The following is a 17,729-nucleotide window of genomic DNA, read 5'->3' on the forward strand; positions in this document are numbered from 1 at the left end:
TAAGTTAATGCCCTGAAATTGCTAGACTTGTGGTTGTAGCCACTCACTAGTTTGATAGTTTTTCTTAATTCAAGGCAAATTCATTAAGAATAGTTACTCTATTGTTTATGAATTTAACACAGAAGTAAGGAAAAATAGCTGCTAGAGAGCTATTTATTATCCCGAGTTGAGGTTATTTACATTTTTGCCTTTTAAATTAGATCAACTACCTATGAATTCACTAAAGCCCTTCAAAAATACATTGCTCTGCTCATAAACTATCGTTATTTGACCATAATTAATGTCGAATTTTTTTACACATATGTTCAAAGAGAAAAGTAAAATCATGTTAAACCCTTGCTTTTATTAAACTTATTAACAGCGGCTTAAATATTGCATTTACATTAAGTTAACAGTTTATCAAAGATAAATGTTATTAAAACCAACAATAATATAAAGAGAACATTAGATGAGTAAAACTAAACTATCAGCAATATCAGGAGCTGTTTTAGCCGCTTCGATGTTGATGTCTCAAGCAAATGCAACAACTATCGCCCTTGATTATGACCCCGCTCAGTTTGCTGATGCCCGAGGTCAAAAAGCATTAGCGGGCTTTCAGCAAGCTGCAAAATTTTGGGAAACACTATTTTCTGATAATATCACGGTAAATTTAGGTATTGGATTTAGCGCGTTACCGCCAAACGTAATTGGCTCTACAAGTTCAAGTGCAGATGTTTATTACTATCAAGATGTCGCCGTTGCATTATTTAATGATCAACAATCTATCGCTGATAACATGGCTGTAAGTAGCTTACCATGCGATGACCAAAGTGTCGGGGCTTGTGCTATTCGCTTTTTAGATCAAGAAAACCCTAGCGCTCCATTTTCTCCTGAATTAGATGCTGATGGCACAGGCGACAACTTTGCTTTGGCTGTGAACCAAGCTAATGCTAAAGCTTTAGGATTAGGTGTAGGGCTAGGTGGATGGTCAGCACTAGATGCTGAAGTTAACTTTAGTAGTGAGTTTGCTTTCGATTTTGATAGAACAGACGGTATTGATTTAGACAAAATGGATTTTGTTGGTGTAGCTATTCATGAAATTGGTCATGCCCTTGGTTTTGTTAGTGGCGTTGATACTTATGATTTCGTTTATAACTCTGGCAACATTGACCCAGAACTAGACTTAGATGGCTACGCTATGGCATCGGTTTTAGATTTATTTCGTTTTTCTGAAGCAAGTGTACAAGCCGGTACGGGGGTAAGAGACTGGACTCCTGGTTCTGATGCTTATTTTTCTCTTGATAACGGCACTACAAACTTTGCTCCATTCTCTACCGGTTCATTTGGTGGAGACGGCAGACAAGCGAGCCATTTTAAAGATAACTTAGGTATTGGCATAATGGACCCAACGTTTTCTTTTGGTGAGTTTGGTGACATTAGCTTTTTAGATATACTCGCTTTTGATGCTATTGGTTGGGATATAAATACCGCTGCTGTTCCAGAGCCAGCTACTATCGCAATATTTGGTTTAGCACTTGCTGGTTTAGCGTCACGTCGTCGCTCTATAAATGTTAAATAAATTATAAGTCAAAATTGAAATATAAAAGACGCTTCTTAGCGTCTTTTTTTATAAATGATTTTAACCTGAACTCGGGATAATGGATGTACGTTTAAAGCATATAATACCAATCTCACTAACTATGTGATCATTTCTACGGGCTAAAAATAGATCACTTAATTAATGAAACTGCTATAAAAGTCATTCTTTGCAATATTTTAGATTATTTCTAATTTGGTACTAGGTGCAAGTTTACTACCAATGCTATAAGTTTGGTGTGAATCAAGGCTAATTTGTGTACCTAATAGTCGCAAATTAGCTAGTAGCAAATTAACGGTTTTTTAGTTCCAGACAAAAACCAAGTACCTACGTCCATGCAGGCAACGCAGATACGCATAAATGTCGTAGCTTTGGTGTACTTAGCTTATCCCGAATTCAGGTTAATTATATTAGAAAGTATCTCGACACTTTTACCTTTTCTCTCGTTTGAAAGAAAGCACACCTATTTTACCTTCAGCCCCAGCGGCAAGAAATACCATGCTATCGCTTGCTAAAGTATAAAAACCTTGATCGCCTACTTTACTTTGCTTGTGGTCAAAAGCATGCCAAGACTCACCTGCATTATACGAAATATCATTACCTGTTTTTCCTGTAGCTAAGCAAATATTTCCTTGACAGCTCATAGCTGTTCTTAGTCCTCTTTCCCCTGTATTAACCTGATGCCACTGTCCATCAGTAAAAGTAGCCATATTGGGATACTTTACTGAACGCTGCAAGTAGTCACCACCTAAAACAAAAACCTGATGTTTATGATTTAATGCTATGCCATAACCACCAGAGGTTTGTGTTTGGTTATATAAAGGTACTGTTTGTCTTTGCCATGTTTGACCGTAATCGTCACTGACATAAACCGACGCTGAAAAGCCGCCTGTAGTGATCCATGCTTTACCTTGTTTACCAACAATAAGAGTATTTCCACTCGCAGCGAAAGCAGCTTCTTTATCAAGTATTTTCGGTAAGTTATTCTGAGGTATGCGTTGCCAAGTGCTGCCTCCGTCTTCGGTATATTTAAACACATAATAACCATCGACAGGATCGCCTAATAACAAGCCTTTATTACTATCCCAAAAAGCGATTGAGTCAAAAAAACCTTGTTCATCAGTATTTTGATATAACAAATTCCAGCTATTACCACCGTCAGTTGTTTTATAAAGCACTGATTGTGCGCCGTTACCAACCCCCATCACTACCGCAGTGTTTTTATCAAACAATGCAATGTCTCGAAAATCAGTGTTCACAATTGCTTTTACTGATTTATCTTGCCATGTTTTACCGCCATTTTGGCTAACAAAAACACTATTATTTGAGCCTGTTACCCATAAAGATCTACCATTGATAGCGCTTCCCCTAAATGAAAGCTTTTCATCTATTTGTATTTGTTGCCACTGAGGTAGATCAACCATAGTGGTTGCACTTGCAGTAACACTTAACAGTACAACGAAATACATCGCTGCTATACGCTTGATCGGTAGTTTTTTATTCAAGGTCAGTCTCTTTAATTGTGGAAATTCGCTTACTATTAGATATTTACGCTCAAAGTACAAGTCTGCCTAGGCTTTTTTAATAAATTGAGCCCAAGACATCAGTAGTGTACGAAAGTCATCAATTCCACAACTTGCCGTGCTACTTTCATCAATATTAAGCTCGTCAGATGCAAGTTCAGGCACTTCATTAGTGGTATCCATTAAACTGTTAGCACTCACCTCAACATCATTTTTTGTAATAACTAAGGTATATTCTTGCCCTATCAAAAGTACTTCTTGCTGCTCAGCAGACAGCACTTGATCAATTCCTTGCAATACTTTCGATAATTGCTTAATACTTTGACCAACTTCAACCTCAAGCCATGGCCCAAGTACTTGATGTTCGTACGAAAAGGTAGCCGTGGCATTTCCCGTAACTGTATCGTGTCTAAATTCATATTCCATAGAGATCTCAATGCGAGTGATAAGTTTGCGCTAAATATATTAATTATAGCTGAAAGCTTTATATTTCACCGATCTTACATCAAGTGAACTATCTGCTAAAATATTCGTCTATAGAAGTGTTGTTCTATTGACCTTTCATTTTAGTCTCTTCTATAAAATATTTTTTGATAACAAAGGGCGCAAGTGTTTAAAAAAACGCATATTACTATACTTCTATCACTACTACTTCATGTGGCGATAATTATGCTATTAAATAACAGTCAAACGAAGGCTATTGTAAATAAAAGCACTCAGCCTATCTCTATCAAAAGTTATATTTATCAACCTATCCCCCCTAAAGTTGAAGAAAGATTAGAAATAAAACCAAAGCCCACCAAACCAAAAGCATCAATAACAAAGCACGACTTAACCAAGCCAAGCCTTGATGCTGAGCCTTTGCCACCAAAAGGTTCATCAGCTTTACTTGAAACTAAAAAAGAAAGTGAAAAATTGATATCAGAACAGAAAAGTGTAGCTGCGAATACTACACCGCCAAATACACAAAATTTTAGTTATAACGCTTTACAACAATTACGAGATAAACTTAAACAGCAAAACATCCAACAATTTCAAAAAGAACTCGCACAACCTAATACCGGTTCAATTATGCATGGTGCGCCATCGTTAGTGCCTCATTCTGCTATTGCAGTATCTGATGAAGTAAAAACAAAGCAAGCCACTACAACCATGAGCGCAGATAAGAGCATTATAAAAGGGGACGATGGTAAGTGTTTACTAGTAGAAGACCTATCTGTAGTTGGAATGGAAGGGATTACCGCAGTAAGTGGTTTCGCCTGTGGAGAAACAAAGTTTGATAAAAGTTTTCGTGAGCATATGAGAGAGCTACAAAAAAAATTAGGTAAAAGGTAATTATATAAATAGGTATAAACAAATGATCACCTCTTTATGCAGAGTATAATCATTAACAGTATGAAAACTATTTTTCAAACGATTCAATTTGAAACAGTTTGCTATAAAGACTATTAACTTGCATAGATATTAGCTTTTAATACCTACCATAGTCTTACATCTTGAACAAAGGCTAGCACAAGAATAGACTAAGACCATATTCTTTCTGGCAACAATTACTGTCACAACTCATCAATTAATAATAGGTAGAAAAACAAAATGGTTGACTGCTGCAGCGCTCCCGGCTTAATGCCACTTCACCAAGCAAAAGAAACATTATTATCCAACATTAACGCTGTTACTGAAGTCGAATTAATTTCTTTAGATAATTGTGATTCACGTATTTGCGCAGAAAATATTGTGTCACCCATTAATGTGCCAGCACACAATAATTCAGCAATGGATGGCTATGCCTTTTGTTTTGACTTTAGTTTAAAAAGCCACATACCCGAAGGTAGTAAGTTTGAACTTGTCGGGGTTGCAATGGCCGGACAACCATTTATGGGTAAATTACTACCAGGGCAATGTATTCGTATAATGACAGGTGCTGTTGTGCCAAGTTCGGCTTCCACCGTTGAAATGCAAGAAAACATTACCATAGTTGATAATAGTATTATTACCAAGCAGGCAATCCCCAGTAAAAATCATATTCGTTTAGCTGGTGATGACATTGCAACCGGTGCAGAAGTATTTAAGCAAGGGCACAAATTTACTAGCATTGACGTTGGATTACTCGCTTCGCTAGGGGTTAGTAGGGTAAAAGTATGGCGCAAGCCTATTATTGCTGTATTTTCAACCGGCGATGAACTTAAGTCTCCCTCAGATACCCTGTCTTTGGGCGATATTTATGAGAGTAACCGTCGTGTGTTAATTGCTATGTTAAAACGTTTAAATGTTGAGGTACTAGATTTAGGAATTATCGCAGATGACAAAGTCAAAATACGCCAAGCATTTAGCACCGCAAATGATAAAGCCGACGCAGTGGTTAGCTCAGGTGGAGTATCAGTTGGTGATGCAGACTATACCAAAGAAGTACTTGATGAATTAGGTAATATCGAGTTTTGGAAGATAGCGATGAAACCAGGTAAACCCTTTGCTTTTGGTAAGCTTGCCAATAGCGTATTTTTTGGTTTACCGGGCAACCCTGTATCAGCCACGGTCACATTTCATCAGCTAGCGATACCTGCAATAAAGAAAATGTCTGGGCAGCTGCCAGATAAACCACTGAGACTTAAAGCTAAAACTACAGCGAAAATTAAAAAACGCCCTGGTCGAATAGACTTTCAGCGCGGCCAAGCTTTTAGCAACGATGAAAACGAGTTAATGGTTAAGCCTCTAAATCATCAAGGCTCTGGAGCCTTATCTTCAATGAGCCAAGCTAATTGCTATATAATTTTACCACAAGAGCATGGCGGTTGTTCCGAGGGGAGCTTGGTTGAAATTGAACTTTTTGACAGTATTATCAGCTAATATAATCAATTAATTATAGGAATTACCCCTCAATATAAATACTTAAATTTTGCTCTTTTAGTTAAAGCAAAATTTAAGTATTTAATGATAATAACGCACGTTGCCAGTCTTTCTTATCGTTCATACTTAGTAATTTATCAAGTTCAGTAGAATTTACCTGCGTGCTATTAATAATATTTAAATAACGTTTTATCGAGCGATCTTCTTTAGATAGCGCAACCACTTTAGCAAATTCTCTATTCTCAGCGCTGTTTGGTAAATATAAAGGCAGTTGATAATTACTGTAAGTTACTGCACAACGCATCGCGTTACCAAAGCTAAGTAAGTCTTCCATTATTCTTTTATCAAGAAACGGCATATCTATTGGCATAACCAGTAAAGTGTTTGCTACTTTTGCTGACTTTGTTTTCATTAATGCGCTATGAATACCAGCCATCGGGCCTGCATTTTCATAAATATCATGCAAACATCCTTCTTCATTACGACATACCAGCACTTCTTTAACACCAAGTGACTCGAGTAGGCGAGTATTACGATCGAGAAGTGTTTCATCACCTAACCGCAAGAGTGCTTTATCTTCTCCCATCAGTGAAGATGGTCCACCGGCTAAAATAACACCATATATCTTTGGTTTCCTTCTTCTCATGCTCCCCCCCTTACATTGATCAAATTGTTATAAGTTATCTTTCAGACTGAAAACCACTTAGTAAAACTAAGTGGTTTTATTAGATACTTTTAAGCTAAGCCGCTTTAATAGCTATTTAGTTAAAAAGCAAACGTTGCCATTGCCCAAAGTTTATTTGTATCAGTGCCTAATTCGTCTGCATCGTATGCTGCAAATTTTAGTAAACCAGAAACGTGCTTACTAAAAGAATAGGCTGCAACTAGGTCTAGCTCAGATCCATAGCTTGCCCCGCCAGAATTAGCTGAAAAATCATGATATGTGGCAGCGAGTTTTACGCCGTTAACCGTGGTGGCAGCTGTTACATACAAATCTTCAATGCCTGTTCCAGGCGTGCCTAAAAATTTATCTGCGAAACCTTGGAATTTATGCAGCGTAGCCAGTGGCGTAGAAAAACCAACGCCATTATCGCTGCCTAACACTTCATAACCTGCAGTTAATACAATTGGGCCTGCTTTTCCTGAAAGCTCAGCTTTATAATAATCTGCGGTAAAGTCTTTAGGGTTATCGTAGCCATCTGATTGAGTGGCATAACTTAAATTTGCTGTTACTTTGCCAAAATTACCTGTGTAGTCGATTCCATAGGTATTACTTGAATTACCTAGCGATACTTCATTATCAAGTAAATAAGCAAATGCATTAAATTTATGCGCTTCATTTGCTTTAAACTCAGCATTGACTAAATGAAAGCTACCGTGCCAATCAGCTACTTGTGCTCCATCGTTAGGGCCAAAAATTCGATTGACGTTAAATACATAGCTATAGTCGAACGATACATCGTCAGAAACATTGTAAATAAAGCGTGCAGCATCGTAAGTTTGTTCATTTTGACGCCAAGCGACACCACCAACAAAACGCTGATTGTTATGAGTTATGCGTTGACGGCCACCAACAAACGTTAAGCTTTCACCTGTATATTTAACATTTGCTTGATTTAGGTCGGTACCTTCAGGATCTGCAATAACAGGATATTGTGTTTTTCCGTTCGCAGTAGAATTGTAATCGTCGACAAAAATAGCTGTTACGTTGTCAACTTCTACATTAAAGGTAAGGTTATTAATTGGCCCCGATTTCCACGTTAACCGGCTTTTAAGTGTAGATGCGATAGCGTCTTTATCGATACCATCTTGATCAACACTCTCTAAACGGTAACGAAGATTAACATTAACTGTTGAGTCTTTAACGGCCTTAGCTATATCATCAATCGTACTAGCCTGTGCTTGACCACTTAGTGCCAAGCTTATAGCGCCAGTAAGCAATGCTAACTTTAAGGGTGAATGAGATTTAACAATAGTTTTCATGATAACTCTCCCATAGAGTTTTATTTTATAACTAGCAAAACTTGCTAGTACTTGAAACTTATGGGCACCTTACGCCTGTAAAAACGCTTCTGTTTTGACTTAAATCAACTAATACAAAGTGTTTTCTATTAACTTTAGCTGACTTAATTCAGATCAAATTTTCATCAATTTACATCGGGTGATGTCACGCCAATTAATTAGGCAGCAATGTTCTTTCTGCTACAACATTTTTGACGAAGAGGATCAACTCGCATTAGTATAAAATAACAGGGTAAGATGATTGTTAGCACAACAAATCAAACACCTCTAAGTCTATTTACTATATAATGACGACTAAATTTACACAGTACACTTCACATTAAAATGAAAGTATTATCTACTGCACAACTGATGCGTTATAGCCGACATATTATGCTAAAAGACATGGATATAGACGGCCAAGAAAAGCTGTGGAACAGCAAAGTTGTCATAATTGGCATGGGAGGTTTAGGTTGTGCTGCTTCACAGTATTTAGCCGCTTCAGGTGTTGGTGAGTTAACATTAATTGATGACGACACTGTAGATACCACAAACTTTCAGCGCCAAATATTGCACCATGAAACTAGTATTGGTGTAAATAAATGTGTTTCAGCAAAAAGTACTTTATCCGCCATTAATAGCGAAATTACTATCAACACTATTGAGCAACGCCTATCCGGCAAAAGTTTAGCTAATATAATCAACAGCCATGACCTTGTGCTTGATTGCTGCGATAATTTGGCTACAAGGAATGAGCTAAACTTACATTGTTATCAGCTTCAAAAAACACTTATTTCTGGGGCTGCCATACGTATGGAAGGACAAGTTGCAGTTTATGATATGCAACCCAAAAGCCCTTGCTATCAGTGTTTAAGTCAACACTTTGGTGAGCAGGTACTTACTTGTTCTGAAGCTGGCGTTTTATCTCCTGTTGTTGGCATAATTGGTAATATTCAAGCCTGTGAAGCGATAAAGGTTTTATCTGGAATAGGTAAGCCGTTACTGGGAAAATTAATGCTGCTTGATGCTAGTGATATGAGTGTGAATACCTTTATTATTCCTAAATCACCACAGTGTGAAGTCTGTGGTGACTAAGTCGCTACAACAATAGGGTTTAAATGACCACGCTTGAAATACCTGCAATTTGATGCCAATAACCATTCGTGTGGGTATTAGCTCTAGCAATTACTTGCTGTTGCTTTAATCTAGTTAACACTTTAAAAGCTTCATTGCTTTCAGGGCTCACTCTAAATATATCAACTACCCCATGCATTTGTGCTTGTTCTGCGCTTAAGTTATAACAGTCGCCCGACATAGTTTGAATGCCATTAAGAACAAAAAGATCTTCCCCTTCTTGGCTTTTAGTTAACCGCCCTTGGGGGTAATTTATACAACAATATTGACATTCGTCCTTTGTTCTATTTTCTGAACGTGCAGTAAAGCAACGTGCTGAATACGCTAACGGCAAATGACCATAACCGACAACTTCAATGTCAAACTTATCTCGAATATTTATATTGTCACAGTGGTTTACTATTGCTTGTAACTTATCTTTCGACATTTCCACAGGAATACACCAACGAGTCATACCTTGTTCACTTAACAGTTTAAGTGTTTGATGGTTATAGATATTTAATGCGCTACCAGCAACAAAAGGCACTTTAGCTTGAGACAATAATTGTACTGCCGCCATGTCATTTGCTTCCACTAAAAAGTCACCATTGTCGCAATAACGTTTAAGCTCATTTATCTCTGATGGTGCTTCAAGTAATACCATGGTCGACAAAACAACTTGTTTACCGGTTGTCGATAATTCTTTAGCAATAGCTAAATAATCTTTTGATCTAAGTTCTCGACGCTTTGAACAGACAGTCTCGCCTAGATAAATGATGTCTGCGTCACTTACTCCAGCCTGTTGATAAAAATCAATCATGGTATCTTTTGGCCAAAAATATAACACTGGCCCTAATGCGTATTTCATTAAAATTCCTCTGGTTATAGCCATTTCATTAGTGTGTAGTTTTATATCGCATAGAAAAGTAAATCAGCTAAAGTTGGCAATAATTAAAATAAAGTGCTATTTACTGCCACTTCTTATGGTAAGCACCTAATGTAGTTTGAGCGCCCTCAGAAATGGCCGCTAGTTCTTGCTCCCATTGAGGCTCAATTGTGAATTCAGTATTATTGGTACAGCGGTCTATCGCCTGTCGCCAAGTACTAGTAACCGATTTAACATAGGCATTACTTCGCTGACGACCTTCTATTTTTACTGCGGCAATTCCCATGGCCATTAACTCAGGTAGAAGCGACATTGAATTTAAGCTTGTAGGCTCTTCAAGCACATGGTATTTGTCGTCGCCAACTTCAAAGCGCCCTTTACATAGTGTTGGGTATCCTGCTGCTTCATCTGGTTGATATACATCAATCAAAATATCGTTTAAGCGTGATTCAAGCCCATTTGGTGTTTCTTGCCAGCGCACATGTTTAGCAGGTGAGCAAACACCGTTCATATTAGGCGACTCACCAGTTAAATAAGATGACAAATGACAGCGCCCTTCTGCCATAATGCATAAGCTACCAAAAGCAAAAACCTCTAACTCTACTGAAGTTGTTCGTGCAAGTTGTTTGACTTGGTGAATTGAAAGTACACGCGGTAGCACCACCCTTTTTACGTTAAAGTTTTGCTGGTAATAGTTAATGGCCTCGCTGTTGGTAGCAGAAGCTTGTACCGACAAGTGCAACTCAAGATCTGGATACGTTTGAGAGGCGTAAGCCAATACTGAAAGATCAGAAATAATCAAAGCATCAACGTCTAAAGAAGCAGCTAAATCTACTGTTTTTTGCCAACACTGCCAGTTGTCTGCGTCGGCAAAAGTATTAATAGCTAAGTGTAGTTTTTTGCCACTCGCTTTAACTAACCCTACTGCTTGTTCAAGCTTTTTATCAGTGAAGTTTAGCCCAGCAAAATGCCGTGCATTGGTTGCATTTTTAAGGCCAATATATATTGCATCTGCGCCATTCTCTAGTGCTGTTTTTAATGAAGATAAGTTACCTGCTGGACAAAGTAATTCCACAACCATTCCTTTATGCTTAATATAGTGCTGGCTATGGTAGTTAAATTGTTAGGCACCTTTATTGATCCTGCTCAATGCCAATAGTTAATATTCAGTAGAGAATACTGACCATCTATTTCTGAAAAATGAAACTCACACATGACCTCTCACTTGTCTAATATTATTTTGCCAACGTCAAATTCTATCAAAGAAAAGCTAGAAACGGCTTTTAAGCAAGGGCTAGAGCTTGCGCCTAAAAATAGCTTGATCCCTTTTTCATTTTTACCACATTCAATACAAGAGAAAGTGTTAACTTGGGCACTTAATTACTTATTTAAAGTTGAGTTAGAGAGTGATGATTTAGACTTTCTTATAGGCAAGTGGTTAAAGATAGTGATTACTGATGCTAAGTACCACTGCTATATCACGATTACCCACTCAGACGCGAACCGTCAATGCCAAGTTACATTAATTCACAATCAAGACATTGACGTTACTTTTGAAGCTGATAGCGTAAGTTTACTCAAACTGTTTGGACAAACAGTCGATCCAGATACGTTATTTTTTCAACGAAAGCTTCTAATCACTGGTGATACAGAATTAGGCTTAGAAATAAAGAATTTTTTAGACGATGTAGACAGGGAGTCATTTCCCATAATAGTCAGGCAATTATTACTTAAATATAAAATATTAAGCACATAGCCTATCCTATAATTAAGTATCTAGCAGACAAAAAAAAGCATTGCCGAAGCAATGCTTTTTCAATTATTTAATACCTACTACGCAGGTTGTTGTAAAATTACAGTATCTGCTTTTTGCTTATAACTATCCATTTTATGGAAGTTTAAGTAGCGATAAGTATCTGCTGCTGTCGCATCAATTTGCTTAGCATAGTTCATATACTCTTCAACAGTTGGTAATTTACCTAATATTGCACCAACACCCGCTAATTCAGCCGAGGTTAAATATACATTAGCACCTGCACCTAATCGGTTAGGGAAGTTACGAGTTGAGGTTGATAATACTGTCGATTTATCAGCTACACGCGCTTGGTTACCCATACAGAGTGAACAGCCTGGCGTTTCTAAACGAGCACCCGCTTTACCGTAAATACTGTAGTAACCTTCCGCAGTTAATTGATCTCTGTCCATTTTTGTTGGCGGAGCAACCCACAAACGTGTTGGCAATACGCCGTTGAACTTCTCAATTAATTTACCTGCAGCACGGAAGTGACCAATGTTAGTCATACATGAACCAATAAAGACTTCATCAATTGCTGTGCCTGACACTTCTGATAATAGTTTTGCATCATCAGGGTCATTAGGACAACAAACAATTGGCTCTTTAATATCAGCTAGATCTATTTCAATAACATGCGCATATTCTGCATCGGCATCTGCTTCCATTAACGAAGGATTAGCTAGCCACTCTTTCATTGCTTTTATGCGGCGTTCAATAGTACGTACATCACCATAGCCTTCGCTGATCATCCACTTAAGCATAACAATGTTTGATTGTAAGTATTCTGAAACTGCTTCTTCTTCAACTTTAATTGCACAACCAGCAGCTGAACGTTCAGCTGATGCATCAGACAATTCAAACATTTGCTCAATGGTTAAGCCTTTTAAGCCTTCAATCTCTAGCACTCGGCCAGAAAACTCGTTAACTTTTCCTGCTTTTTCTACTGTTAGCAAACCATTTTTAATACCGTAGTATGGGATTGCATGAACTAAGTCACGTAGAGTAATACCTGGTTGCATCTCACCTTTAAAACGGACTAAAACTGACTCTGGCATATCAAGTGGCATAACACCTGTTGCGGCTGCAAAAGCAACTAAGCCAGATCCCGCAGGAAATGAAATACCTAATGGGAAACGAGTATGAGAGTCACCGCCTGTACCAACAGTATCAGGTAATAACATACGGTTTAACCACGAATGAATAATACCATCACCTGGGCGAAGTGAAACACCGCCACGGTTCATAATAAAGTCAGGTAGTGTGTGATGTGTAATTACATCAACAGGCTTAGGGTAAGCAGAAGTATGACAGAAAGACTGCATAGTTAAGTCTGCAGAAAAACCTAAACAAGCTAAATCTTTTAATTCATCACGTGTCATTGGGCCCGTTGTATCTTGAGAGCCAACCGTAGTCATTTTTGGTTCACAATATTGACCAGGGCGAACACCATCAACACCACATGCTTTACCTACCATTTTTTGAGCAAGGGTAAAGCCTTTTGTTGATGCCGCAGGATCAACTGGTGTAGCAAATAAATCAGTAACAGGTAAGCCTAATGCTTCACGGGCACGACCTGTTAAACCACGACCAATAATTAATGGAATACGTCCACCTGCGCGAACTTCATCTAACAATACAGCACTTAGCTTAAAGGTAGAGATAACTTCGCCAGCGGCATTTTTAACAACACCTTCATATGGGTAAATGTCGATTACGTCACCCATATTCATTTTTTGTACATCTAATTCAATTGGTAAAGCACCTGAGTCTTCCATAGTGTTATAGAAAATAGGCGCAATTTTACCACCTAAACAAACACCGCCACTACGCTTGTTTGGAATACAAGGAATGTCGTCACCCATAAACCATAAAACAGAGTTAGTTGCTGATTTACGCGAAGAGCCTGTACCCACAACATCGCCAACATAAGCGAGTGGAATACCATCTTCTTGTAATGCTTCTATTTGCTTAATTGGACCAACCACACCATCTTCATCAGGCGTAATTCCTTCACGCTCAATTTTAAGCATAGCTTTAGCATGTAAAGGAATATCAGGGCGTGACCATGCATCTGGTGCAGGTGACAAGTCATCAGTATTGGTTTCACCAGTTACTTTAAATACTTTAACCGTAATTTTTTCAGCTACTTTTTCTTTTGAAGTAAACCATTCAGCATTCGCCCATGACTCCATAACTTGCTTAGCGGCAGCATTACCTGCTTCAGCCTTTTCTTGAACGTCATGGAACGCATCAAACATTAATAAAGTGTGAGATAAACCCTTAGCTGCAATTGACGATAATGCACTATCATCTAAAAGGTCGATCATTGGCTGGATGTTATAGCCACCTAACATAGTACCAAGAAGTTCAGTTGCTTTTTCTGCGTTTAAAATGGGTGACGTTGCCTCACTTTTAGCTATGGCAGCTAAAAATCCAGCTTTTACATAAGCGGCATCATCAACGCCTGCAGGAACACGATTGGTTAATAAATCAAGTAAAAACTCCTCTTCACCTGCTGGTGGGTTTTTAATTAATTCAACTAATGCTGCGGTTTGTTCTGCGTCTAAAGCTTTAGGTACAATACCTTCAGCTGCACGTTCTGCAACGTGTTTGCGATATTCTTGAAGCACGGCGTTCACCCCTGTAATAGAAATAGTGACGTAAAGTAAACTTACTTAACATCGACTTTGATTAGAAAAATTTGCCTAATTATACGTTATGCTTGGAAACATTTAAATCAAACTAATAATCATGAAATCTATAGTTATTATAACCTAAATGAATAGAGCTTTAAAATCAGCACATTAAAAACAACCAACTGGTTAAGCAGTTAACAGATAATTTAAAGCTTTATACCTTAATAAGTAAAGGTAGCTTAATTTTTAACACACTCAACGTTGGCAGAAAGCGATGGAGGGATCCAGTTAGGTCGGGCTTGTTTGTCATCATATGTTTCAACCCCATCAAGTATTTCTATAGAGTAGCCATAACCTTGGCAAAGTTGATATGCATGCCTAACAATGAAAGTCGCCAGTTGAGCAAAATGAGTATCGTTATGCCTAAGTACTTTAATAGAGTAACTGGTGTCATTAAGCTTTGTTTGCTCAAAACGAACTTGGTGATCAAAGTCCCATTCACTCACATCTTGAGTGTTTTTAAACTGTGCGCAGCCGATAAGTGATAAACCTAAAACAAATAAAATTAAACGCATATACAACCTTTCAATTTATACAAGTATTATAATTATAGCCCAACTCAGACATTTTATAATATTGAATGGAGTTCTTGGAGTTCTGAGTTCTGAGTTCTGGGACATCCATATATTTTACTGAGCCTGATGCTTTTTTAATCATCAGGCCTTTATTATTATATTCAAAGTCTGTCACCATTTTTACAGTTAAAGCCATACTCTCTGGTGTGGCAATGAAGCCTATTTCGGTTTTAAGTGGTTGAGGATACTTGTTTGATAAGTGCTTGCGTCATGTTAAACACCACTTTGCTGTAGATTATTTAGCCATAGTAAAACAGTGCGACTTAATCAATAATGTTGGGTGTCCTAATATTTTGCTCTAATATTTTGCTGGATGATAAATCCGTTCTTTGTAGTAATATAATCGTAATTACGATCCGGTTTATTCATTGGTTTTGGGGAGTTTAAATAGCACCTTCCTATGCTGGGTGTTTGAAATTACTATCCTAGTAATTGATTAATGGTTTCGATACTCAAGAACATTTTAGCAATGTCTTCTTTGCTACCGCTATCTAATCGAATAAATCCTAGTGAAATATAGAAATCTGTCGCTTTAGGAGCTGCATCTAAGTAAAGTCCATAAATGCCAATTTCTTTTGCGGCTCTATGTACTCTATGCAGTGCATCAGACATCATTTTTTTACCAATACCACAACCTTGAAGCTTTTTATCTACACCTAACATGATAAGTCTTACGCAAGGTATATCTCTTGGTAAACTGCCCTCTGATAATCTTTCCATATCAAAAGCTGATAGTTTATATGAGCTTAATGTGTAAAAGGCAGAAAAGCAGTCTTCATTTTCTTGATCTAACAAGGTATATGCTTGAGAAAACTTTTTACTTACCTGCTTTTTAAGTGAAGAATGAACAAACTTGTTAATAACCTTATTTCCGCAATCAAATTTCTTTTGCTGAAAATACGTTTTACTTACATCATATTGCTCCAGAACAAATCTATTATCGCTCACCAAACGTCCCCGCTGAAAGTAAGTCCTTTAACCCTTCAGTCGGTGCACTAGGTTTTGATAAAGCATTAAACAATGCTTCTTGTTCCACTGTCTGTAAATGCAATTGCTCAATAACTTCTTTCGCAGCTTTTAATGCTGGCTCGATGATAAAGCTTGTCATATCAACACCTCGTAAAAGAGCCGCTTGTGCTAATAACTCTTTATTTTGCAGTGTTGTTTTCAAATCCAATCGAGCATCTTTCTTTAATACTAAAGCAACCATAATCTAACTCCATACGGCTTTTGTACGTATCATTACGATAACAATAGCATATAGCACAAACAACCTCAATACACGTATATTGTACGTATGGTTCATTAGGGTTCAAGGAAACCTCCTTACTTAACGCACAAGGGTGGGTTTTATTGTAAACCTCTGTGAGTTTTGAGCGTGAAACAACGGTTTTAAGTTGATGACTTTAAAAGTTCTAATAAAAGTTCTGGGACATCCATTAAAAGTTCTGGGACATCCATAAAAGTTCTGGGACATCCATAAGTTCTAATAAAAGTTCTGAAAAAGTTCTGGGACATCCATATATTTTATAATAGACAATACTTTATATAAATAGCTCCGCCAATCAAAGACGATGATATAAACTTTGCTTACCTATAAATTTATTAAGCTAACCTAGCTTGTAAAGAAACAAAACAGGCAATTTTACCCACACGAATATCAGCGAGGCGCTGTTTAGGAGTTGGTATTTATTTAGTTTGGTGGTTTCAGTGGAATATTAACGCTTGCTGTCGATGTCCACCCACCCATCGCCTACCTGTGTGGGCAGCAAAAGTATTAAGCTCTGCTAGCGAGCCAACTGCTTGATGATATTTTTTACCAAAATGCTCGGCAAGCATTAACCAATCGTCACTATCGATACCTAAAGCCGTTAACAATGGGCAAACTTTTTCATTAATCTTACCGCGCTTATCTTCTCTGATAATTTTTCCTGTTTCTTCTACTAGCGTTAAATAATCAAGCAAGGAGAACGCTATTCCTTTAGGTGAGCTTTTATGCTCGTTACCAATAAAGCCTAGCAAAGGTTTAGCAGTAAATGGCAAGGTCTCTTTATTATCAACATCGCTGGCTTTGTCATGAATACGTTCAAAAATAGAGGTATATTGTGCTGTTTGTACCGTATCTGCCATTTTCGCTCTTATCGGATTTAAGTCCACATAGGCCATGCAAGCAAGTACGGCTTTTTCATCAAGCAGCGCTTGTGATTTAAACCGCCCTTCCCAGAATCTGCCTTTGCAGTTATCTTCATTATTAGCTTTGCGGGCAATATACTCATTAAGGTTACGCATTAGCCAAGATAAATCACTTAGACGGCTTCGCCATTGCTTGATAATCTCTTGGGCTGTATCAATTTCAGCTTGGCAGCTACATTGCCCTTTTTGTAATCGCTCAACTAATGGGTGGCTATGATAAAGCTGCTGCCAGCGCTGACAAACCTCTTCGTCACTCCAAGCCAGAGCTTCATTTTCATCAACATACACAACAAGATGATAATGGTTCGACATAACGGCATAAGCCGCTACATCAATAGCAAAAACAGACGTTAAAAATCGAATACGGTTAACCATCCATTGTCTGCGGTGTTCAAAGCTTTGATTAGTGTGACTATCTTCGCCACATAAATAAGCTCGACGTACACAGCGAGAGATTAAGTGATAATAACGAGTATCTTCAAGGGATACTTGCTTGCTACGTGCTTGAGTCATGTTAAACACCACTT

The 17,729-nt window shown here is 37.9% G+C and carries 16 protein-coding genes; 5 read left to right on the top strand and 11 right to left on the bottom strand.

All coding sequences use genetic code 11. The features are described from left to right. The first annotated feature begins 448 nt into the window (after nt 1-448). On the top strand, nt 449-1,558 hold the full coding sequence (locus QUD79_RS14135; protein WP_184420877.1) for an NF038122 family metalloprotease: 1,110 nt from the start codon (nt 449-451) through the stop codon (nt 1,556-1,558). A gap of 449 nt (nt 1,559-2,007) precedes the next feature. Here the strand turns inward: QUD79_RS14135 and QUD79_RS14140 are convergent, their stop codons facing one another. Both QUD79_RS14140 and QUD79_RS14145 read right to left on the bottom strand, forming a co-directional pair. Continuing rightward, nucleotides 2,008-3,081, bottom strand: coding sequence for a DUF6242 domain-containing protein (locus QUD79_RS14140; protein WP_246454841.1), 1,074 nt, complete (start codon nt 3,079-3,081; stop codon nt 2,008-2,010). A 66-nt stretch (nt 3,082-3,147) separates the two neighbouring features. Next, on the bottom strand, nt 3,148-3,525 hold the full coding sequence (locus QUD79_RS14145; RefSeq protein WP_184420875.1) for a YacL family protein: 378 nt from the start codon (nt 3,523-3,525) through the stop codon (nt 3,148-3,150). 243 nt (nt 3,526-3,768) lie between these two features. Between QUD79_RS14145 and QUD79_RS14150 the strand changes: the two genes are divergently transcribed. Both QUD79_RS14150 and moeA read left to right on the top strand, forming a co-directional pair. Then, nucleotides 3,769-4,434 carry a hypothetical protein gene (locus QUD79_RS14150; protein WP_184420873.1) on the top strand — a complete coding sequence of 222 codons (666 nt, stop codon included), beginning with the start codon at nt 3,769-3,771 and terminating at the stop codon, nt 4,432-4,434. 258 nt (nt 4,435-4,692) lie between these two features. Then, nucleotides 4,693-5,943, top strand: a complete 1,251-nt coding sequence (gene moeA / locus QUD79_RS14155; protein WP_184420871.1) for a molybdopterin molybdotransferase MoeA — start codon at nt 4,693-4,695, stop codon at nt 5,941-5,943. Between the two features lie 73 nt (nt 5,944-6,016). On the opposite strand, the gene QUD79_RS14160 is transcribed toward moeA, so the two are convergent. Together QUD79_RS14160 and QUD79_RS14165 are read right to left on the bottom strand one after the other, a co-directional pair. Further along, on the bottom strand, nt 6,017-6,589 hold the full coding sequence (locus QUD79_RS14160; protein WP_184420869.1) for a molybdenum cofactor guanylyltransferase: 573 nt from the start codon (nt 6,587-6,589) through the stop codon (nt 6,017-6,019). A gap of 119 nt (nt 6,590-6,708) precedes the next feature. After that, on the bottom strand, nt 6,709-7,926 hold the full coding sequence (locus tag QUD79_RS14165) for an alginate export family protein (protein ID WP_184420867.1): 1,218 nt from the start codon (nt 7,924-7,926) through the stop codon (nt 6,709-6,711). A 363-nt stretch (nt 7,927-8,289) separates the two neighbouring features. On the opposite strand from QUD79_RS14165, the gene QUD79_RS14170 reads away from it, so the two are divergent. Next, complete coding sequence (locus QUD79_RS14170; protein ID WP_184420865.1) at nt 8,290-9,039, top strand: molybdopterin-synthase adenylyltransferase MoeB; 750 nt, start codon at nt 8,290-8,292, stop codon at nt 9,037-9,039. A gap of 19 nt (nt 9,040-9,058) precedes the next feature. Here QUD79_RS14170 and QUD79_RS14175 read toward each other — a convergent pair whose 3' ends face one another. Then, nucleotides 9,059-9,925 carry a U32 family peptidase gene (locus tag QUD79_RS14175; RefSeq protein WP_184420863.1) on the bottom strand — a complete coding sequence of 289 codons (867 nt, stop codon included), beginning with the start codon at nt 9,923-9,925 and terminating at the stop codon, nt 9,059-9,061. 100 nt (nt 9,926-10,025) lie between these two features. After that, complete coding sequence (ubiU, locus tag QUD79_RS14180; protein ID WP_184420861.1) at nt 10,026-11,018, bottom strand: ubiquinone anaerobic biosynthesis protein UbiU; 993 nt, start codon at nt 11,016-11,018, stop codon at nt 10,026-10,028. A 138-nt stretch (nt 11,019-11,156) separates the two neighbouring features. Here ubiU and ubiT point away from each other — a divergent pair, with 138 nt between their 5' ends. Next, nucleotides 11,157-11,699 (top strand): ubiquinone anaerobic biosynthesis accessory factor UbiT, encoded by a 543-nt coding sequence (ubiT, locus tag QUD79_RS14185; protein WP_184420859.1) that lies wholly within the window; start codon nt 11,157-11,159, stop codon nt 11,697-11,699. 77 nt (nt 11,700-11,776) lie between these two features. On the opposite strand, the gene acnB is transcribed toward ubiT, so the two are convergent. The 5 genes from acnB to QUD79_RS14210 form a co-directional block, all read right to left on the bottom strand. Beyond that, nucleotides 11,777-14,368, bottom strand: a complete 2,592-nt coding sequence (acnB, locus tag QUD79_RS14190; RefSeq protein ID WP_184420857.1) for a bifunctional aconitate hydratase 2/2-methylisocitrate dehydratase — start codon at nt 14,366-14,368, stop codon at nt 11,777-11,779. Between the two features lie 245 nt (nt 14,369-14,613). Further along, nucleotides 14,614-14,949, bottom strand: coding sequence for a hypothetical protein (locus tag QUD79_RS14195; protein ID WP_184420855.1), 336 nt, complete (start codon nt 14,947-14,949; stop codon nt 14,614-14,616). 480 nt (nt 14,950-15,429) lie between these two features. Next, nucleotides 15,430-15,957: a GNAT family N-acetyltransferase gene (locus tag QUD79_RS14200; RefSeq protein ID WP_184420853.1), complete on the bottom strand. Its 528-nt coding sequence runs from the start codon at nt 15,955-15,957 to the stop codon at nt 15,430-15,432. After that, complete coding sequence (locus QUD79_RS14205; protein ID WP_184420851.1) at nt 15,947-16,219, bottom strand: type II toxin-antitoxin system TacA family antitoxin; 273 nt, start codon at nt 16,217-16,219, stop codon at nt 15,947-15,949. The genes QUD79_RS14200 and QUD79_RS14205 overlap by 11 nt, the downstream gene beginning before the upstream one ends. 497 nt (nt 16,220-16,716) lie before the next feature. Next, nucleotides 16,717-17,715 (bottom strand): transposase, encoded by a 999-nt coding sequence (locus tag QUD79_RS14210; RefSeq protein WP_286288801.1) that lies wholly within the window; start codon nt 17,713-17,715, stop codon nt 16,717-16,719. Between the last annotated feature and the right edge of the window lie 14 nt (nt 17,716-17,729).

The organism is Thalassotalea piscium (genome assembly GCF_030295935.1).
In the GTDB taxonomy this organism is placed as follows: Bacteria; Pseudomonadota; Gammaproteobacteria; order Enterobacterales; family Alteromonadaceae; genus Thalassotalea_B; species Thalassotalea_B piscium.